Annotated in this window: 16 protein-coding genes; 11 read left to right on the forward strand and 5 right to left on the reverse strand. The window is 60.4% G+C overall.

Annotated elements, in window-relative coordinates; genetic code table 11:
* Positions 1-65 precede the first annotated feature (65 nt).
* Positions 66-1,559 carry a M20 family peptidase gene (locus HY30_RS06175; RefSeq protein WP_034738206.1) on the reverse strand — a complete coding sequence of 498 codons (1,494 nt, stop codon included), beginning with the start codon at positions 1,557-1,559 and terminating at the stop codon, positions 66-68.
* A 120-nt stretch (positions 1,560-1,679) separates the two neighbouring features.
* Here HY30_RS06175 and HY30_RS06180 point away from each other — a divergent pair, with 120 nt between their 5' ends.
* On the forward strand, positions 1,680-3,050 hold the full coding sequence (locus HY30_RS06180; RefSeq protein WP_034738207.1) for an MFS transporter: 1,371 nt from the start codon (positions 1,680-1,682) through the stop codon (positions 3,048-3,050).
* Here the strand turns inward: HY30_RS06180 and HY30_RS06185 are convergent.
* Both HY30_RS06185 and ubiG read right to left on the reverse strand, forming a co-directional pair.
* Positions 3,047-3,661, reverse strand: a complete 615-nt coding sequence (locus HY30_RS06185) for a DUF924 family protein (protein ID WP_034738208.1) — start codon at positions 3,659-3,661, stop codon at positions 3,047-3,049. The two genes, HY30_RS06180 and HY30_RS06185, sit on opposite strands and share 4 nt — an antisense overlap.
* Positions 3,658-4,434, reverse strand: a complete 777-nt coding sequence (ubiG, locus tag HY30_RS06190) for a bifunctional 2-polyprenyl-6-hydroxyphenol methylase/3-demethylubiquinol 3-O-methyltransferase UbiG (RefSeq protein ID WP_034738209.1) — start codon at positions 4,432-4,434, stop codon at positions 3,658-3,660. The genes HY30_RS06185 and ubiG overlap by 4 nt, the downstream gene beginning before the upstream one ends.
* Positions 4,435-4,526: 92 nt before the next feature.
* Between ubiG and HY30_RS06195 the strand changes: the two genes are divergently transcribed.
* The 4 genes from HY30_RS06195 to ispG all read left to right on the forward strand — a co-directional run bounded on the left by HY30_RS06195 (position 4,527) and on the right by ispG (position 10,350).
* Positions 4,527-5,774 (forward strand): aspartate kinase, encoded by a 1,248-nt coding sequence (locus HY30_RS06195; RefSeq protein WP_034738210.1) that lies wholly within the window; start codon positions 4,527-4,529, stop codon positions 5,772-5,774.
* A gap of 26 nt (positions 5,775-5,800) precedes the next feature.
* On the forward strand, positions 5,801-8,065 hold the full coding sequence (gene ptsP / locus HY30_RS06200) for a phosphoenolpyruvate--protein phosphotransferase (RefSeq protein ID WP_034738211.1): 2,265 nt from the start codon (positions 5,801-5,803) through the stop codon (positions 8,063-8,065).
* A gap of 89 nt (positions 8,066-8,154) precedes the next feature.
* Positions 8,155-9,129 carry a helix-turn-helix domain-containing protein gene (locus tag HY30_RS06205; protein WP_034738212.1) on the forward strand — a complete coding sequence of 325 codons (975 nt, stop codon included), beginning with the start codon at positions 8,155-8,157 and terminating at the stop codon, positions 9,127-9,129.
* Positions 9,130-9,216: 87 nt separating this feature from the next.
* Positions 9,217-10,350: a flavodoxin-dependent (E)-4-hydroxy-3-methylbut-2-enyl-diphosphate synthase gene (ispG, locus tag HY30_RS06210; protein ID WP_034738214.1), complete on the forward strand. Its 1,134-nt coding sequence runs from the start codon at positions 9,217-9,219 to the stop codon at positions 10,348-10,350.
* 4 nt (positions 10,351-10,354) lie between these two features.
* On the opposite strand, the gene HY30_RS06215 is transcribed toward ispG, so the two are convergent.
* Positions 10,355-10,888 (reverse strand): DUF1254 domain-containing protein, encoded by a 534-nt coding sequence (locus HY30_RS06215; RefSeq protein WP_034738215.1) that lies wholly within the window; start codon positions 10,886-10,888, stop codon positions 10,355-10,357.
* Positions 10,888-11,397, reverse strand: coding sequence for a DUF1214 domain-containing protein (locus tag HY30_RS06220; protein ID WP_241765664.1), 510 nt, complete (start codon positions 11,395-11,397; stop codon positions 10,888-10,890). Before HY30_RS06220 ends, HY30_RS06215 begins: the two co-directional genes overlap by 1 nt.
* Before the next feature lie 275 nt (positions 11,398-11,672).
* Between HY30_RS06220 and HY30_RS19115 the strand changes: the two genes are divergently transcribed.
* The 6 genes from HY30_RS19115 to HY30_RS06250 all read left to right on the forward strand — a co-directional run bounded on the left by HY30_RS19115 (position 11,673) and on the right by HY30_RS06250 (position 16,895).
* The gene (locus HY30_RS19115) at positions 11,673-12,953 is read left to right on the forward strand and encodes an alpha/beta hydrolase family protein (RefSeq protein WP_051614960.1); all 1,281 of its coding nucleotides are present in this window, start codon (positions 11,673-11,675) and stop codon (positions 12,951-12,953) included.
* Between the two features lie 40 nt (positions 12,954-12,993).
* Positions 12,994-13,422: an MAPEG family protein gene (locus HY30_RS06230; protein ID WP_034738218.1), complete on the forward strand. Its 429-nt coding sequence runs from the start codon at positions 12,994-12,996 to the stop codon at positions 13,420-13,422.
* A gap of 60 nt (positions 13,423-13,482) precedes the next feature.
* Positions 13,483-14,559 carry a peptide chain release factor 1 gene (gene prfA / locus HY30_RS06235; protein WP_034738219.1) on the forward strand — a complete coding sequence of 359 codons (1,077 nt, stop codon included), beginning with the start codon at positions 13,483-13,485 and terminating at the stop codon, positions 14,557-14,559.
* A gap of 23 nt (positions 14,560-14,582) precedes the next feature.
* Positions 14,583-15,416: a peptide chain release factor N(5)-glutamine methyltransferase gene (gene prmC, locus HY30_RS06240; RefSeq protein ID WP_034738220.1), complete on the forward strand. Its 834-nt coding sequence runs from the start codon at positions 14,583-14,585 to the stop codon at positions 15,414-15,416.
* Between the two features lie 199 nt (positions 15,417-15,615).
* On the forward strand, positions 15,616-16,353 hold the full coding sequence (locus HY30_RS06245; protein WP_081812086.1) for a DUF4167 domain-containing protein: 738 nt from the start codon (positions 15,616-15,618) through the stop codon (positions 16,351-16,353).
* Positions 16,354-16,388: 35 nt separating this feature from the next.
* Complete coding sequence (locus HY30_RS06250) at positions 16,389-16,895, forward strand: GNAT family N-acetyltransferase (RefSeq protein WP_034738221.1); 507 nt, start codon at positions 16,389-16,391, stop codon at positions 16,893-16,895.
* Positions 16,896-17,012: the final 117 nt, after the last annotated feature.

Below are 17,012 nucleotides of genomic sequence, written 5' to 3' on the forward strand. Positions count from 1 at the left end.
TCAATCCGGCCGCTCCTTTAAGGGAGCGGCCGGGACTTCAAAGCTATGATTTTGGAAATCAGGCCTCAGGAATCGGGGCCGTCCATGCCGAGAATGACCTGCGCATAGCCTTTTGAGAGACGCGCCATGTTCTCCACCGAGATGCGCTCGTTCGTGCCGTGAAAGCCTGTCAGGTCTTCCGGTGACATCAGTGCCGGAGCAAAGCGATAGATGTTTTGCGTGATCGCCGCTGCGTAGCGGGAATCCGTCGCGCCGATGACGAGCGCCGGGGCAACAGGTGCGCCATTGCCGACTTCAGCGGCCACGCTTGCGAGTACTGCATAGGCGCGGTTGTCCGTTGGCGAGACCGGCGAGGCCGGGCTGCTGATGCCGTCGCCGCCGATTTCGATCTCAAGGCCTTCAATGTCCTTCGTCACGTCTTTGACGTGCGCCATGACAGATTCCGGCGTATCATTCGGGTGGATCCGGAAATTGACCATGGCCATGGCCCGTTGTGGCAGGACGTTTTCCTTGGCCGAACCGCTCAGCATGGTCGGCGCGGTCGTGGTGCGGATCATGGCATTGCCTGCCGGCACTTTGGCCATCGAGGACTCTACAGCGCCCTGGAACAGCCAGAGGTTCGCCAGAGCCATGCGCTGCATAAACGGCATGTCCTGGCCAGAGGCGAGGAAGAGTTCGGAGACCGGCGGCCTGGAGAAATCGGCCGGCATCTGGTTTTCATCAAGAGCGACAATGGCGCGCGCAAGAGCCACGTCCGCGGAGTTGCGTGGCGGTTGCGAAGAGTGCCCGCCTGCGGCGACGACGGTCAGCTTGAGCGTGATATAGCCTTTCTCGGAGACGCCGACAAAGGCCATCGACTTGCCCGTGATCGGCGACGGATCGATCACCATGAAGCCTTCGTCAAGGGCCATTTCCGGTTCAACGCCGCGCGACTTCAGCAGGGCGATGCCAGCCTGTGCACCCGACCCGAGGACTTCCTCGTCATGGCCGAACATGAACATCACGGTCCGCTTGGGCTGAAAGCCCGACGCGGCGAGCCCTTCGGCAGCTTCCATCAGGCCGATCAGGTTGCCCTTGTCGTCAATTGCGCCACGTCCGTAGACATAGCCGTCGATGATTTCGCCAGCGAAAGGCGCGCCGGTCCAGTCGCCCTCGGTCCCGATATTTACCGGGACAACGTCCTGATGCGCCATCAGGAGGAGCGGCTTCAGGGACGGGTCGCTGCCTTGCCATGTGTAGAGCAAGGTCAGCGTGCCGGGCACGGTTTCACGGGTCATAGCGGCGTGTGCGGCGGGATAGGTTTCGACGAGCCAGTCCTGCAGGGCCAGCCATGCGCCTTCCTGGCCGGGGCGCGGGTCTCCGCCGGATAGCGTGACCGTTTTGAACCGGATGGCTTCGGCGAGATGCTGTGCGGCTGATTCTGCGGAAATATCGGGCGCGGCAGGCAGGTCCACACGGCCACCCACGGGCGAGCCGCCATAAGTGAAGGTTCGCACGAGTATGATTCCGACGACCAGGATGACGAGTCCCAGCACGCCAAGCATCAGTTTTTTCAGCATTATCGGTCAGCCCTTACTTTCAATTTGGCCGGAAACTCACGACTAAAGGTCCCAGCGTCAAGCCGCACTGCAGCATAAAAATGACTTGGCCGTCACGAATTGCATGCGCAGTCTGCGTAAATGACATCAACGCCCGCTAAACGCCTTTCCCTGCCGCGCGTTCTCGCGTTCTCGACGCTCAGCATTCCGCTCGCCGGGGTAGGCCTGCCGCTGGCAGTCTACCTGTCGCCACTTTACGCCCATGAAGTGGGGCTGGGGCTTGAGCTGACCGGTCTCCTTTTCATGCTGCTGAGATTCTGGGACATCTTCACAGATCCCGTCATGGGTTACCTGGTCGACCGCTATCGCAGCCCGCTCGGGCGTGTCCGGCACTGGATCCTGCTAAGTGTGCCGCTCCTCGCGGTTGCAACCTATTTTGTCTACATGCCGCCGCGAACGGGCGTTGGCCCGGCCTATTTTGTCGGCTGGATGCTGCTGTTCTATGTCGGCTTCACGCTGCTGCAGACCTCGCGTTCTGCCTGGGTACCTGCGATTGCTGACAGTTATGACGAGCGGTCGCGCCTTTTTCTATGGCCGGAAATCGTGAGCATCCTGTCCATGCTGACCTTGCTGGCGCTTCCGGCACTGCTGCCGTTGTTCGGGTTCGATCTCGACCGGTTCGGTCAGGTGGCGGTGATGGGAGGCATGCTTCTGATATCGCTGCCACTCGCAGGCGCGCTGGCATTCTTCTTTGTCCCGGATCGGCCCGTTCCCGGCGACAAGGGCGCGGTGATGAAGTTCGAGTTGAAGCCGCTCTGGGGCGCGGTGAAGAACCAGATGCTTGGCCGTATCCTCATCATGGAATTACTGGCAGGCACAGCGATCGCGGTGACGGCATCGAATTATCTCTTCGTGGCTGAATATGCCTTCGGCCTCAGCGATACGGAGTCCAGCCTCATTCTCATGGTCTTCTTCATGGTCGCGGCTGCGGCGATGCCCCTCTGGCTATGGCTCGCGGCGCGCACTGAAAAGAACATTGCGTTCCGCCTCTCCACGCTTTTGGCGGCCGGCAGCTACATCCTCTATTATTTTTTCGGGCAGATGGGGGGCTTTTGGCCCCTGTTCATTGGCGCGGTCATAAACGGGACTGCATTCAGCGCGCCTATTGTTCTGACACGTTCGATGACGGCCGATGTCGTGGAGTGGCATGCTGCCAAGACGGGCGAGAGCCGCGCTGGCATCTACTATTCGCTCCTGACAAGCGCCTACAAGATCGGCTCAAGCCTCGCATTCGGTGTGGGCTACCTGATGGTGGGCCAACTGGCCGGATTCCATCCGGGCGAGGTCAATTCGCCAGAGGCGGTGAACGGCCTGCTGATGATCTTCTGCCTGCTTCCGGGCGCGCTGTATCTTGGGGCGTCATTCGCGTCCTGGACCTATCCTCTTTCGCGTGCCATGCAGCAGGATGTTGCGCGCAGTCTTGATCCGCGAGGGCCGCAAACGCTCGACTAGAAGCCGCTACCAGGCTTGGCCAGATAGGCTTCTTCCTCGGGCGTGGACTGACGCCCAACCACGTCATTGCGGTGTGGGAAATGGCCAAACCGGTCGATCACCGACTGGTGTGCGTAGGCGTATTCCAGGACACTTTCGGTCAGCTTCTGGAAGTCTTCACGTGCGTCACGGCGCAGGGCGGTGAACATTTCAACCGAGCGCGACTGGTCGCCCACGTCTTCCGAGTGCTCGAGTGGCAGGTAGAAGAACATCCGCTCGGCCTCGCTCAGGGAAAGATCTTCGCGCAGGGCGAGGCCTTCCTTGCAGAGGCGCAGGGCCAGCATGTCCTGAGAGAAGGATCGCGGGCTGCCCCGGAAAATGTTCCGGCTGAACTGGTCCAGCACGATGATGGCCGCCAGCCGATCGCGCGGTCCCTTCTCGGCCCATTCCTGCGCCATTGGTCCGGCGGCGAGGGTTTCCAGCAGGATCAGGAAGCGCTCGCGAATTTCGGCATCGAGGTCTGGCGACTTGGCAAACCACATCTTGTTCTTCTGGCCCGCCGCCTCGCCGGACTGGCTGGCATCGCCGATCCAGAAGTCGAGAATGTCTTTTGGGGTGGGCAGTGCGCTCATGCTTCAGGTCTCCGGGCAACGACCATGAAATTGACGGCGGTATCGTCTGAAAGGACCCAGGCGCCCGACAGGGGCTTGAAGACGACGCCCGTTGCAGGTTCGGGGGCCATGCCCGCGGCCAGCAAAGCGGTACGAACCTCATCCGGCGTCACGAACTTGGACCAGTCATGGGTGCCGCGGGGTAGCCAGCCGAGCACGTATTCGGCGCCGATAACGGCCGTTGCGAGGGCCTTCGCTGTCCGGTTGAGGCTGGCGACGATCATCAGGCCGCCCGGCCGCACGAGGCTTGCCGTATCCTTCAGGAACTGGTGGGCGTCCGCGACATGCTCAACCACTTCCAGGTTCAGCACTATGTCGAAGGGCGTCTCGCTGGCGTCGATCAGGCCTTCAGCTGTTCCGGCGCGATAATCGATATCGAGGCCCTGTTCGGCGGCATGGGTCAGCGCCGTCTTGATGTTGGCTTCTGACGCGTCGACGCCTGTAACACTGGCGCCAAGTCGGGCCATGGGCTCACTCACGAGGCCGCCGCCGCAGCCTATGTCGAGCAGGCGCAGACCTTCGAGGGGCTTCAGAGCGCCCGGCGCTATGCCGAAATGGCGTTCCGCCGTCTCACGAATGAATTTCAGGCGAACCGGGTTGAACCGGTGGAGCGGTTTGAACTTGCCGGTTGGGTTCCACCAATCTGCGGCCATGGCCGAAAACTTGGCCACCTCATCCGCATCAATGCTGGGAGTACGGGGCGCGGCGCGCGAACCTTCGATTGTTTTTACCATCTTGTGGCGTTCCCGTTTGATCAGCGTCGAACTTAACCCTATGAGGGCGCATATAAAGGGCAAACCCTTCACTTCACAGGATATGGGGCGAAATGGCGCGTACAGTTCTCAAATTCGGCGGGACGTCAGTTGGCGACCTCGATCGTATTGCCAATGTGGCGGACATCGTTGCGGATCGTGCAGCGCGCGGCGAATTGATGGCCGTCGTTGTGTCGGCCATGGCGGGCGAAACCAACAAGCTGGTTGCGCTGGCGGAAGGCGCCGCCGGGCAGGATCTGGGACGCGACCTCTTCCATGACGAGTATGACGTGATCGTCGCCTCCGGCGAGCAGGTGACCGCCGGCCTTCTGGCACTGGCGCTGCGACGGCGCGGGCTCAAGGCCCGCAGCTGGCTCGGTTGGCAATTGCGCCTGAAGACGGATGAGGCCCATGGGCGCGCCCGTATCCTTGGTTTTGAGAATAGCGGCCTGCCGGATTCCGTTGATGGGGGCGAGATTGCCGTTGTCGCGGGTTTTCAGGGCGTGACGGATGATGACCGGGTCGCCACGCTTGGCCGTGGCGGGTCCGACACAAGCGCCGTCGCCGTGGCTGCGGCCCTCAATGCTACCGTCTGTGACATCTACACGGATGTTGATGGCGTCTATACTACCGATCCGCGCATGGTGCCCAAGGCCCGGCGGATACCCAAGATCTCGTATGAGGAGATGCTTGAAATGGCGTCCCTCGGCGCGAAAGTCCTGCAGACGCGGTCTGTGGAACTCGCGATGAACCATAATGTGCCGGTGCGCGTGCTCTCCAGCTTCCTGAAACCAGGTGAGCCGAACCCCGGAACCCTTGTCTGCTCAGAGGAAGAAATCGTGGAAAAACAGGTTGTTAGCGGCGTTGCCTATTCGCGGGACGAAGCAAAAGTCACATTGTATGGGGTGGCCGACAAGCCCGGCGTTTCCGCCAAGATCTTCTCGGCACTGGCGCGCGCGGGCGTCAATGTCGACATGATCGTCCAGGCCAATGCGCGTGGCCCAGAGCGGGCCAACATGGTGTTCACCTGTACCGACCGCGACAGCCCTATCGCCAAGCAGACGCTTGAGAGCATGGCGGCAGATATCGGGTATGAGCAGCTTGAAGTGACGCGTGACGTATCCAAGATCTCGATCATTGGCGTCGGCATGAAAAGCCACACCGGTGTTGCCGAAACCATGTTCACGGCGCTCTATGAGAAGGGCATCAACATTGATGTCATTTCTACTTCCGAGATCAAGATTTCGGTTCTGATTGCTGCACCTTATACCGAATTGGCTGTTCGTGCCCTCCACACGGCGTTCGGACTTGACGCAGTGTAAACCCGACTGCGAAACTCAGGAGAACCATGCCCTATAATCTGCCGGCCACGCGTCTCCTGATGAACCGCCTCCGCCAGGTGATGGCGGAAGACGGCGATACGCGTTTCCGGCTGGATCAGGTGGTGCGCATCATTGCGTCCACAATGGTGGCGGACGTCTGCTCTATCTATCTGCGCCTGACAGACGGGGCCTTGCTGCTGATCGCGACGGAGGGGCTGAAGCCTGAAGCCGTTTCGGCTACACGCCTAGGCTCGAATGAGGGCCTTGTCGGCCTCGTTGCGCGTCGGGCTGAGCCCATGGCCATCCAGGATGCGCCACGCCATCCCTCGTTCTCCTACCGCCCGGAAACCGGCGAAGATCCCTTCCACGCCTTCCTCGGCATGCCCATTCTGCGTGGCGGCCGTGTTCTGGGCGTGCTGACGGTGCAGAACCGGACCGAGCGGGCCTATGGCGATGACGAGATCGACACGCTTCAGACCATTGCCATGGTGCTGGCGGAGATTGTCGACCGGATGGACCCGGAACACTTGACCAATGGCGATGGCACCAAGCGCGAGCGCAACCTTGCTTCGCTCAACGGCCGCGTCCTCTGTGAAGGCCTTGGCTATGGCCGTGCCGTGCTGCACGATCCCGTGGTTCCGGCTGCGAAATTCTTCGCGGCAGACCAGAATATGGAAGCCCAGCGCCTGAAAGATGCCCTTCAGGGCCTGAAGGAATCCATCGACCAGATGATGGCACTGGATGGCGCCGCACTGGGAGATGACCCGCGCGATGTGATGGAGACCTATCGGCTTCTCGCGCATGATCCGTCCTGGGCCGAAAAGCTGCGTGAAGGTGTCCGGTCAGGCCTTTCAGCCGAAGCTTCCGTTGACCGCGCGCGCCGTGAGCACAGGGCTCGGCTGCAAAGTGCGCGTGACCCCTATCTGCGCGAACGGCTGAACGATCTTGAAGACCTTGATAACCGCCTGCTGCGCGTTCTGGCGGGGGACGATGGCAAGCCGCAGATCAGTGAAGAACGCAGCGTACTGGTTGCGCGGCGCTTGGGTCCGGCGGAATTGCTCGACTATGCGAATGCGGGGCTGCGCGCCATCCTGATGGAAGAGGCCGCTGTATCATCGCATGCCGCGATCGTGGCGCGGGCGCTGGGCATTCCGACGCTGGGCGGGATTGAAGGGCTGACGACACGGGTCGACCAGGGTGACTGGGTGATCGTGGATGCTGAAAAGGGCATTCTCCACATCCGCCCGGATGATACGCTCTATGATGCCTATAAGGGGCGCGTGGCCCTGCGGTCCGAGCGTCAGGCGACCTATGCCGCGTTGCGAGGGCTGCCGGCAAAGACCAAGGACGGAACGCACGTATCGCTCTATCTGAACGCCGGTCTGGATCTCGATCTCGATATGCTGGATCAGGCCGGCGCCGACGGGGTCGGGCTGTTCCGTACCGAATTCCAGTTCCTCGTTTCGGAAACGCTGCCGCGCCTCAATGATCAGGTCGCGCTCTACAAGCGCGTTCTGGAAAAGGCCGATGGCAAACGCGTTATTTTCCGCACGGTCGATCTTGGCGGCGACAAGGTGTTGCCTGCGCTCAATCTGAAGCGCGAGGAAAACCCGGCGCTCGGCTGGCGCTCGATCCGTTTCGCGCTTGATCACAAGGGCCTCTTCCGGCGCCAGTTGCGGGCGCTTGTCCGGGCAGCCGGTACCAATCCCCTGACGGTCATGTTTCCTATGGTCACGGTCCCCAGTGAATTCTTCGAGGCACGCGACCTGCTGATGAAGGAAGTAGTCTGGAGTGAAGAGCAAACGGGCAAGAAGCCGTCCAAGCTTGAAGTGGGCGTGATGCTTGAGACGCCAGCACTTGCCTTCAGCCTGTCGGAACTTGCCGGTGAGGCCGATTTCCTGTCGGTCGGCACGAATGACCTGATGCAGTTCTTCTTTGCGGCTGACCGCATGACGCCATCTGTATCGGATCGGTATGATCTGGTGAGCCCGGCAGCCATGCGTTTCCTCAGGCAGGTGTCGGAGACCTGTACCAATCATTCGATCCGGATGTCGGCTTGCGGCGAGGCGACGGCGTCTCCCCTCTCCGCACTTTGCTTTATATCATTGGGATTCCACGCCCTTTCCATGCCCGCCGGTGCTATCGGCCCGGTGAAACGCATGGTAAGGTCTGTTAACCTTGAGGCGTTCCGGGAGGACTTTCTGAAGGTGCTGGATCTACCGGACGATGCGTTCCGTAACCAAGTATTAGCCTTGGCGGCCGATCATGGGGTGGAATTGTCCGAGGGTTAAAGCCGCTGGTCCAAAAATCACCATGTTTCTGGACCAGAACTTGCTCGTCTTTTGGCGAACATCCCGACGGACGGCTGGATTGGAAGAATATGGGACACGACGAAACCTTCAACACACAAGGCCCAGAATCTCTGGATGATGTGCGCTCCGCTGACAGCGGAACGGACCGTTCCATTGAGGATTCGCCTGTGTCTGAATCAGTCTCCGAGCCAATCCCGGAGATGACTCCGCGCGAGCGGGCCATGGCTATTTTCAAGAGCCGCAAGTTCAATGGCGAGAGCCTGCGGATGGGGCAGGTTCTGCGCCGTGTGCGCGAGACGCTCGGCCTGGAAATCGCAGACGTTTCGCGGAAGTCCCTCCTGCGTCAGGATTTCCTTATGTGGATTGAGCGCATGGAGATCGGTCAGATCCCCAAAGGCTACCTGACACCCTATCTGCGCGCCTATTGCGTGGAGCTGGGCCTGCCGGACAGTGAAGTGATTGCCCAATACACGCTTGAATGCGGCGCTGTGTCGGAAGTGAAACATTCAGCGCCTGTACCCAAGATTGGCGACATCGCGCCGCCCAAGCCGAAATGGCCGCTGATGGTCGCGACTGCGGCCGTGATGACCCTCTTTGCCGGGGCTGCCATCGGTGTGACACAGATCGTGAAGCCAGCCCCAGAACTGGCCCCCGCCCCAGCCATTGTTGCGGTCAACGGTGCCCGTCACAGCCTTTTTGAAGACATGAGCGAGGCCGAACGGCCATTACCGACCAATATTCAGCTTGAACTCGTGGCCGTTCGTCAGGGCTGGCTCGAAATTCGCGGTGCTGACGGCACAATTTTCCGCAGCCGCGTCATGGCTGCCGGGGAGAACTATTTCCCGCGCCTTGATGCGGGCTGGACTGTCTCGGCCAAGGATGGCGGTGCCTTCCAGTGGCGCGTCGGTGACGTGGTCATTGGTCCTCTTGGTCCTGAGGGAGCGGCTGTGTTTTCGGTCAGTGTCGATCAGAAACTGGCTGAAGCCGCTGAAATGGCTGCGCCGACTGTCGCTTCGAATGGCGCCGGCAAAGCGACCCGTTAGCGCAACAATGTGCGGTGAGGCCTTTACGCAAGGGCCTGCAAGCGCCACATCAGGCCCAGCAATCAGCCGCAGGGAGACCCAAGTCTCATGAGCCACAATCCGATCCGGCCATGGCGCAATATCGACCGGCGCGTCTCGCGAAAGATCCGCGTTGGATCGGTCGAAGTGGGCGGTGACGCCCCGATTGCTGTCCAGACAATGACGAATACGCCGACTGAAGATGCGGCTGCCACCATCGCGCAAATCGAACGCGCGGCCGAGGCTGGCGCCGATATCGTGCGCGTGTCCTGCCCGACGGAAGACGCGACGGCGGCCATGAAGGCGATCTGCAAGGCCTCGCCTGTGCCGATCGTTGCCGACATCCATTTTCACTACAAGCGTGCCATCGAGGCCGCTGACGCCGGCGCGGCCTGCCTGCGTATCAATCCGGGCAATATCGGGTCGCAGGCGCGTGTGAAGGAAGTCGTCAACGCGGCGCGCGCCAATGGCTGTTCCATCCGGATTGGCGTCAATGGTGGCTCGCTGGAGCGTCACCTTCTTGAAAAGTATGGCGAGCCTTGCCCCGATGCGATGGTCGAGAGCGCGCTGGACCATGCGCGCATTCTCGATGACCTGGGTTTCCACGAGTACAAGATCAGCGTGAAGGCATCGGACATGTTCATGACCGCTGCCGCCTACCACCAGCTGGCGGAAGCAACCGATGCGCCGCTCCATCTCGGAATCACCGAAGCTGGCGGTCTGCGTACAGGCACGGTGAAGTCGTCCATCGGCATGGGCAACCTGCTCTGGGCCGGTATCGGCGACACGATCCGCGTTTCGCTGTCGGCAGACCCTGTTGAGGAAGTCAAAGTCGGCTTCGAGATGCTAAAGTCGCTCGGCCTGCGCACACGCGGCGTCAACATCATCGCGTGCCCTTCCTGCGCACGGCAGGGTTTTGACGTGATCTCCACTGTCGAGACGCTCGAGAAGCGTCTGGCCCACATTTCAGAGCCAATCTCGCTTTCCATTATCGGCTGTGTGGTCAACGGCCCTGGTGAAGCGGCGATGACGGATCTCGGCTTTACGGGCGGCGGCAAGGAAAGCGGCAAGATGTTTGTTGCGGGCCGTGCAGATCACAACGTGTCGAACGCCGACATGATCGAGCACATCGTCGGCCTCGTTGAGCAGAAAGCCGAACGCCTGCGTGCCGAGCGCGAGCAGGCCGAAGTAGCGGCCGAGTAGCGCCCTAGAGCGGTTTGCACAGGCTTTCGGGAATGAGGGCGGCGGCTGCGTCGTAAGCCTCCTGCGTTGGAGCGAGCCGCCGAATGAGCGCGAGGGCCTCAGGTTGCTCAACCCGCACGATTTCAGCGTCCCCTGCCGTAGAAACGTCCTGGTTGCTTGTTGCCACAATGACGCGTCGTATATGGGGTGTTCTTGGCGCACGCGCGTCGAGCGAACCTGCATAGACATTGTCGGTCTGCGCTGAAAATACGGATAGTGAGCCATAGGAATCCCAAGCTGGAGCCTCCAGCTCGACCGGGCCGCCCGACAGGTCAATCATGCAGATGGCGTAGGCGAGGTCCGGCGCGGGGCGAACGACACGTTGGTTTTCCGGCGAGACACGCGGAGTCATCTGCCATTGTTGCATAGGCAGGCCGTTCGCCATCATCCGCTCACGTACCTTGGACATGATTTTGCCGGGAACGGCATGCAGCACGACAAAGTGTGCCAGCGCAAAGGTGACGACAAAAGCGCCGAGGCCAACAAGAAAGCCGCGCATCAGGATTGGCTCCGGCACGAAAGGCGTTCGATGGATGGCGGCGGCAACACGGATTCTGGATTATCTATCAGCGCAGCATCGGGTTTGTAGAGACGTAAGGTCAGGTCGAAACTGCCAGCGGAACGACTGGATACCCAATTGCCTTCGGAAGGGCGCTCCGGTGCAACGATGAAGGACCAATGCGCGGCCTGACCGGCATCATTGGCTTTCGTCAGATCATAGGAGAGCGCCTGATCGGTGTTCTTGGGCAGGTAGTTCGTCGCATCATAGAGTGTGACGGACCACCAGAGAGCGGGCATCGCGTCGCCGCTGACACGATAGGTGCAATCTTCCACAAGGGGTTTGCCGGTGTCGTCCTTTGCGCGGGTGAAATAGACGGCTTCTTCCTTGGTAAGGGCGAGGAGGCCGCGGCGGGCAATATAGGCTCGTGTCCAGGGATTGGCGCTGGGAGACCCGACGGTCCAGTCGCTCAGCCAGCCATCGGCGTCGATAACGCCGCCCAAGCGCATTCCTGGGCCGACTATGCCTGCCGCAGCGAGCGCAGACCCCGTGCCTGCAGCGAGGCCGAAAACACAACCTATAACAAGGGCAATCCATTTCATAAGGTGATGGTACAGACCGAGCTTGACCCTGCAAGCGCGAAATTTATTGCGAGCCGATCAGCACAGCGACTTCGTTGAAAGACGATCATGAGACAGCCACGTTTTCGTGAAGGGCCTGCCCAAATCGACAAATGACGGTATGAGTGCGCGCAACGTGTCTTCAGCATAAGAGGTTTGCCCGCATGATCTGGTTCCTGAAACGGATGCCGCTGCTTATTGTGTTGGGGATAACGGTTCTGGTGATGTCCAATTGCACCATGCTGGGCATGAATTATGCGAGCCTGGAGACAGGCAACAAGGCGCTCCCCCAACCGCCGCTTGATGTCCAGGCAATCACTGGCAGTTCAGCGACCCGCGATGAGCTCAAGCAGGCCTTCGAGGACACACTTTACGGTCCGTGGCCCAAAGGCATGCCTGTCACCTTCAGCCAATGGCATGTTGTCGATCCTGATTATCTGGATGGCCGTGGCACGCTTGAGGAGTCGGAAATTACAATTGGCTCGGGCGAGGGCGCGCGCCTCTTCCATCTTGTGGCGGCCTTTCCAAAGTCAGACCGGTCCTCGCCTGTCGTCGTCAGCCAGACATTCTCGACCAACTGCGCCTCATTTCCCGGAGAGCCCGTCACTGCTGCTGATATGTCTGTGTGTGACGGCTCGGAAATGGATGGCGTCATGGGAAAGGTAGTGACCCAGATTTTCGGCCGCTACATAGCTGAGGTGCCGGTCTCGCGCTATTTCGATCTGGGACTGGCCTATGCCAGCTTTTATGCCAGTGAACTCGTGCCGGACAAGAATGGCGAGGCGCAGGCCGTGATGGCCAGAATGGGCGGTCCCATCAATCCGACGAGTGCGCTGATGGCATGGTCCTATGGGTTCTCGGCGGCGCTGGACGCGTTGGAGGCAGATCCGCGCATTGATAGCCAACGCATGGCCGTGATGGGCCATTCCCGGCACGGCAAGTCCGCGCTGATTGCGGGTGTCTGGGACCGACGCGTCGCGGCCGTGATCGCTCACCAGTCCGGTTTTGCAGGGGCGGCTCTGTCGCGGTCTGAAACGGGTGAGGGACTTGTGCGCATGGCGAAATCGTATCCCCACTGGCTGTCACCAAATGTGCAAGCCTATCTGACGGACCTGGCCAGCCTGCCTGTGGATCAACACGAGTTGCTGGCCCTTCTGGCGCCCACGCCGGTTCTGCTGGGCAATGGCAGACGGGATGTCTGGTCGGACCCAAATTCCACATATCGCGCCGCTGAGGCGGCGTCTGCTGTCTACGATGCGGATGGGGCGGGTGGCCTTTCAGACTCGGGCATGCGTGCGTTTGATCCCGAATCGGACCTCGCTTATTGGCTGCGCCCAGGCGGACACAGCATCGTGCCCAAGGATATCGACGCCTTCACGACCTTTCTGGCAGCGCATTTAGAGAAGGCGGCGCCTCCTGAAACTGCTGTTCAAATCGCGAATTGACCCCTAGTCTCCCTTAAAACGAAAGCTAAGGGAGCTGTAAATGTCTGTAATTGTTGAACTTCTATTGCCTGTTCTGGCCCTGATCTGCTGGACGCTGGTGATGTGGCTGTGGATGTATGCGACGCGCATTCCGGCGATGCAAAAGGCTCAGATCGATCCTGACGCTGCCCGGCATCCGGGCACCTACGGGGATCGCATGCCCCCTAATGTCCGTTCCGTGGCCGACAACTATAATCACCTGCATGAGCAGCCGACCATTTTCTATGCCCTGATGTTCTTTGCAGCCCTGACGGGCGGGCAGGGTAATTTCATGGAGCTGATGGCATGGATTTATGTGGGCCTGCGCATTGTCCATTCCTTCGTCCAGATCCTGTCGCCCAAGGTGATACTTCGCTTCATGGTCTTTGCCCTGGCGTCGATCACATTGTTCATTATGGCCGGTCATGAGGTCGTGCGAATTCTGCTCTAGCTTGCAGATGTGGCAGCGAGGGCGCTTCACGCGCCCTCAAAACCGCTCTAAAGGGCCGCTATGGCCACTATTTCTCCTTCCAGACTGCAGCAGGTGATCGACCGTTTTGAACAGGTCGAAGCCCGCATGGGTGCAGCGACCGAAACCTCTGAAATCATCGCCCTGTCCAAAGAGCATGCCGAGCTGAAGCCGGTGGTCGACAAGGCTCGCGAGCTGATGTCGGCGCGCAAGGAACTGAGCGAAGCCGAAGCACTTGTTGCCAGCGGCGACCCGGACATGGCGGAGCTTGCGCGCGACGAGGTCGAGGAGCTCAAGGACCGTTTGCCGGCCCTTGAGCAGGAAGTTCAGGTCCTGCTTTTGCCGAAGGATGTCGACGACAAGGCCGATATCGTCATCGAATTGCGCGCCGGCACTGGCGGCGACGAGGCGGCCCTGTTCGCCGGAGACCTGTTCCGAATGTATTCGCGCTATTTCCAGATCATGGGCTGGAAGGTCGAAATCGTGGACGCCTCCGAAGGCGATGCGGGCGGTTACAAGGAATTGATCGCCAACGTGTCCGGCGATGGTGTGTTCGGGCACATGAAATGGGAAAGCGGCGTGCACCGCGTGCAGCGCGTTCCAGCGACCGAAACGCAAGGACGTATCCATACGTCTGCGGCCACAGTGGCCGTGCTGCCCGCGCCGGAGAATGTCGAGATCGATATTCGTCCTGAAGATATCCGCATCGATACGATGCGCTCGTCCGGCGCAGGTGGCCAGCACGTCAACACAACCGACTCGGCCGTGCGTATCACGCACTTGCCCACGGGCCTGGTTGCGACCAGTTCGGAAAAATCCCAGCACGTGAACCGCGAAAAGGCGATGGATCAGCTGAAGATCCGCCTCTATGAGCGCGAACGATCGGCCAAGGATGCCGAACGCGCCGAAGCCCGGGCGAGTCAGATCGGTTCGGGCGATCGCAGCCAGAAGGTGCGAACCTATAACTTCCCGGAAAACCGGATGACCGATCACCGTATCGGCCTGACGCTTTATTCGCTCGACCGGATCATAACGGGCGACAAGCTGAACGATGTGGTTGAAGCCCTCATCACGGAAGACCAGGCTCGCAAGCTGGCGGCCATGGAGAACGAGAACTGAGCCGCCTGACCTATACGGATCTGATGGCCGCGGCCGCCGGACGCCTCAGGCAGGCCGGTATCGAGGCACCGCAACGCGAAGCCCGTCTGCTGATGTCGCTGGCCTCCGGCCTGACAACCTCCCAGCTGATCCTCAGGGGCCATCTGGCCGCGCCGGACGATTTACGCGAGTCGTTCGAGCGCATGGTTCGCCAGCGCGAAGCCTGTGTACCATTCCAGCATATTGCCGGAACGGCTTCCTTCTTTGGCCTGGATTTCATCTCGGATGCCCGTGCCCTGGTGCCACGCGCCGACAGTGAGGTCGTGGTTGAAGCGGCACTGCGTCTGCTGCCGGAGGCCCCTGGGCTGGAAATTGCGGACCTTGGCACAGGTTCGGGATGCCTTTTGATAGCGCTGTTGGTGACGCGGCCGGATGTGTCGGGAACCGGCGTTGAGGCCGATGTCGCGGCGGCCTCGCTGGCGGCCGAGAACATTGCGCGGCATGCCCTGGAGAGCCGGGCACGGCTGGCCGTGCAGCCCTGGGCAGAATGGTCCGGTTGGGGATCAGTGGACCTGCTCATCTCCAATCCCCCTTATATCCGCAGCGAGGTGATTGCCTCTCTCGACCCTGAAGTGCGTCTTCACGACCCTGAGGTGGCCCTTGATGGTGGGGCGGACGGGCTCGATGCCTATCGGGAACTGGCAGGGCTGGCCCAAACCCGCCTGAAGCCCGGAACGCCGGTCATTTTCGAGATCGGTTATGATCAGCAGGGGGATGTGCGAGCGATCCTGTCAGCGGCCGGATTGACCGATATCGGCAGTGCGAAGGATCTGGGCGGGAATGACCGGGTTGTATGGGCGCGTAAGCAGGTTGGTTAATACGCATATTTTTGCTTGGCGGAGTGAATAATACAGGCTAGAAGCTATGCGTGAGGTGCTGGAAGCCGCGTATGGCAAGTCTGCTCCACCCTCGCCAGACTCTCGCAAAACGGGGCTCGGCCACAGCACTTCCTTCGGCAATTGCGCTGGGAACTGCCTGCAGGACAAAAAGCAGGCGCATGAAACGGGATATACATTCATGAAACGCTCACGCGGGCGCAATCGTCGCTCAGGCGGTAACAACAATAACAATAATCACAACAATCCGAACCGGCACTATGAAAGTGTTGGGCCGGACGTGAAGATCCGTGGATCTGCTCAGCAGGTGCTGGAAAAGTACCAGCAATACGCACGGGACGCCCAGACCAGCGGCGACCGCGTATTGTCTGAGGCCTATTTCCAGTTCGCAGAGCATTATCAGCGAATCGTTGCCAAACAGATGGAAGCCAAGGACCGCCAGCAACCGCAACAGCGCAATGGCCGGGACGATCGCGACAATCGCCGCGATGATCGCGACAACCGCAATGATTCGTCGGACGATGATTCAAACTCCGACGACAGCAACGAGGAAGCCACGGTTCAGGTGACATCGCGTTCGCGTCAGGACGAGAACCAGAACCAGGACGATCGTGACAATAGCCGCGACACGGATGACGACAACGGCAAGCCGGATTCGCTGAAAGTCATCGATGCCAGTGACGATTCGGATTCCAGCCAAGTGGAGGCGCCTAAAGAGAGCCGTCCGAAGCCCAAGGCCGAGGGCGATCGCCCGAAGTCGCGGCGGAAGCCTTATCGCGCCAAGGATGCGTCCGATGAGTCTGAAGCCGTGACGGATGGCGTGATGAAGACCTTGTCGCGTGGCCGCCGCAAAGCGGCATCGTCCGATACGGACGAGCCTGTGCGCGCAGATGACTCGGCCGAGACAACAGCTGACTGAGACGGGCGGGATCGCCCTTATATGGCTCTGAGACATTGATACGTCTTGCGACAATCAGGGATGCGGAGGCCCTCAGGGACCTCGGCATCTCTTCCTTTGTTGCCGCTTTCGGGCATCTCTATAGCCCGTCGGATCTGCAGCTTTATCTGGCCGAAAACTATGCGCTCCAAAGCTGGAAATGTCAGATTGGTGCGTCAGATCGCCCGATCTGGCTTGCCGACGCACCTGACGGGCATCTGGCTGGCTATGCGCAGGCCAGTCCCTGTGAACTTCCGGTCGATCCTGTTCCTGATGGCGCACTCCAATTGCAAAGGCTCTATGTTCGCCCCGGCGCCCTGTCGTCCGGCATTGGCGGCGCCCTGATGAGCCGCGTGCTCGAATGGGTGGAAGCTGCCGGACGGCCGCCTTTGTTCCTTGGCGTCTGGTCCGGCAATGAGGGCGCACAGCGATTCTATGCACGTTACGGATTCTACAAGGTCGGCGAATACGACTTTCCTGTCGGTGAACAGGTGGACCTGGAATATATCCTGAGACGCGATTGATCTTGTCGCATGTCGCGCGTCTTGCATGGCCCGGCATCACTCCCCAAATCCAGTTCAACACGACAGGCCGCCGCTGAGCGGGGCCGCAAACCAAACCGAATCTGCCTTTGAGAGGGG

This window comes from Hyphomonas chukchiensis (assembly GCF_000682695.1).
GTDB classification, from domain to species: domain Bacteria; phylum Pseudomonadota; class Alphaproteobacteria; order Caulobacterales; family Hyphomonadaceae; genus Hyphomonas; species Hyphomonas chukchiensis.

Bases quoted from the DNA above. Each gene is read 5' to 3' on its own strand.
- HY30_RS06175 (WP_034738206.1), bottom strand. From the start codon at position 1,559: ATGCTGAAAAAACTGATGCTTGGCGTGCTGGGACTCGTCATCCTGGTC.
- HY30_RS06180 (WP_034738207.1), top strand. From the start codon at position 1,680: ATGACATCAACGCCCGCTAAACGCCTTTCCCTGCCGCGCGTTCTCGCG.
- HY30_RS06185 (WP_034738208.1), bottom strand. From the start codon at position 3,661: ATGAGCGCACTGCCCACCCCAAAAGACATTCTCGACTTCTGGATCGGC.
- ubiG (WP_034738209.1), bottom strand. From the start codon at position 4,434: ATGGTAAAAACAATCGAAGGTTCGCGCGCCGCGCCCCGTACTCCCAGC.
- HY30_RS06195 (WP_034738210.1), top strand. From the start codon at position 4,527: ATGGCGCGTACAGTTCTCAAATTCGGCGGGACGTCAGTTGGCGACCTC.
- ptsP (WP_034738211.1), top strand. From the start codon at position 5,801: ATGCCCTATAATCTGCCGGCCACGCGTCTCCTGATGAACCGCCTCCGC.
- HY30_RS06205 (WP_034738212.1), top strand. From the start codon at position 8,155: ATGGGACACGACGAAACCTTCAACACACAAGGCCCAGAATCTCTGGAT.
- ispG (WP_034738214.1), top strand. From the start codon at position 9,217: ATGAGCCACAATCCGATCCGGCCATGGCGCAATATCGACCGGCGCGTC.
- HY30_RS06215 (WP_034738215.1), bottom strand. From the start codon at position 10,888: ATGCGCGGCTTTCTTGTTGGCCTCGGCGCTTTTGTCGTCACCTTTGCG.
- HY30_RS06220 (WP_241765664.1), bottom strand. From the start codon at position 11,397: ATGCGCTTGGGCGGCGTTATCGACGCCGATGGCTGGCTGAGCGACTGG.
- HY30_RS19115 (WP_051614960.1), top strand. From the start codon at position 11,673: ATGATCTGGTTCCTGAAACGGATGCCGCTGCTTATTGTGTTGGGGATA.
- HY30_RS06230 (WP_034738218.1), top strand. From the start codon at position 12,994: ATGTCTGTAATTGTTGAACTTCTATTGCCTGTTCTGGCCCTGATCTGC.
- prfA (WP_034738219.1), top strand. From the start codon at position 13,483: ATGGCCACTATTTCTCCTTCCAGACTGCAGCAGGTGATCGACCGTTTT.
- prmC (WP_034738220.1), top strand. From the start codon at position 14,583: ATGGCCGCGGCCGCCGGACGCCTCAGGCAGGCCGGTATCGAGGCACCG.
- HY30_RS06245 (WP_081812086.1), top strand. From the start codon at position 15,616: ATGAAACGCTCACGCGGGCGCAATCGTCGCTCAGGCGGTAACAACAAT.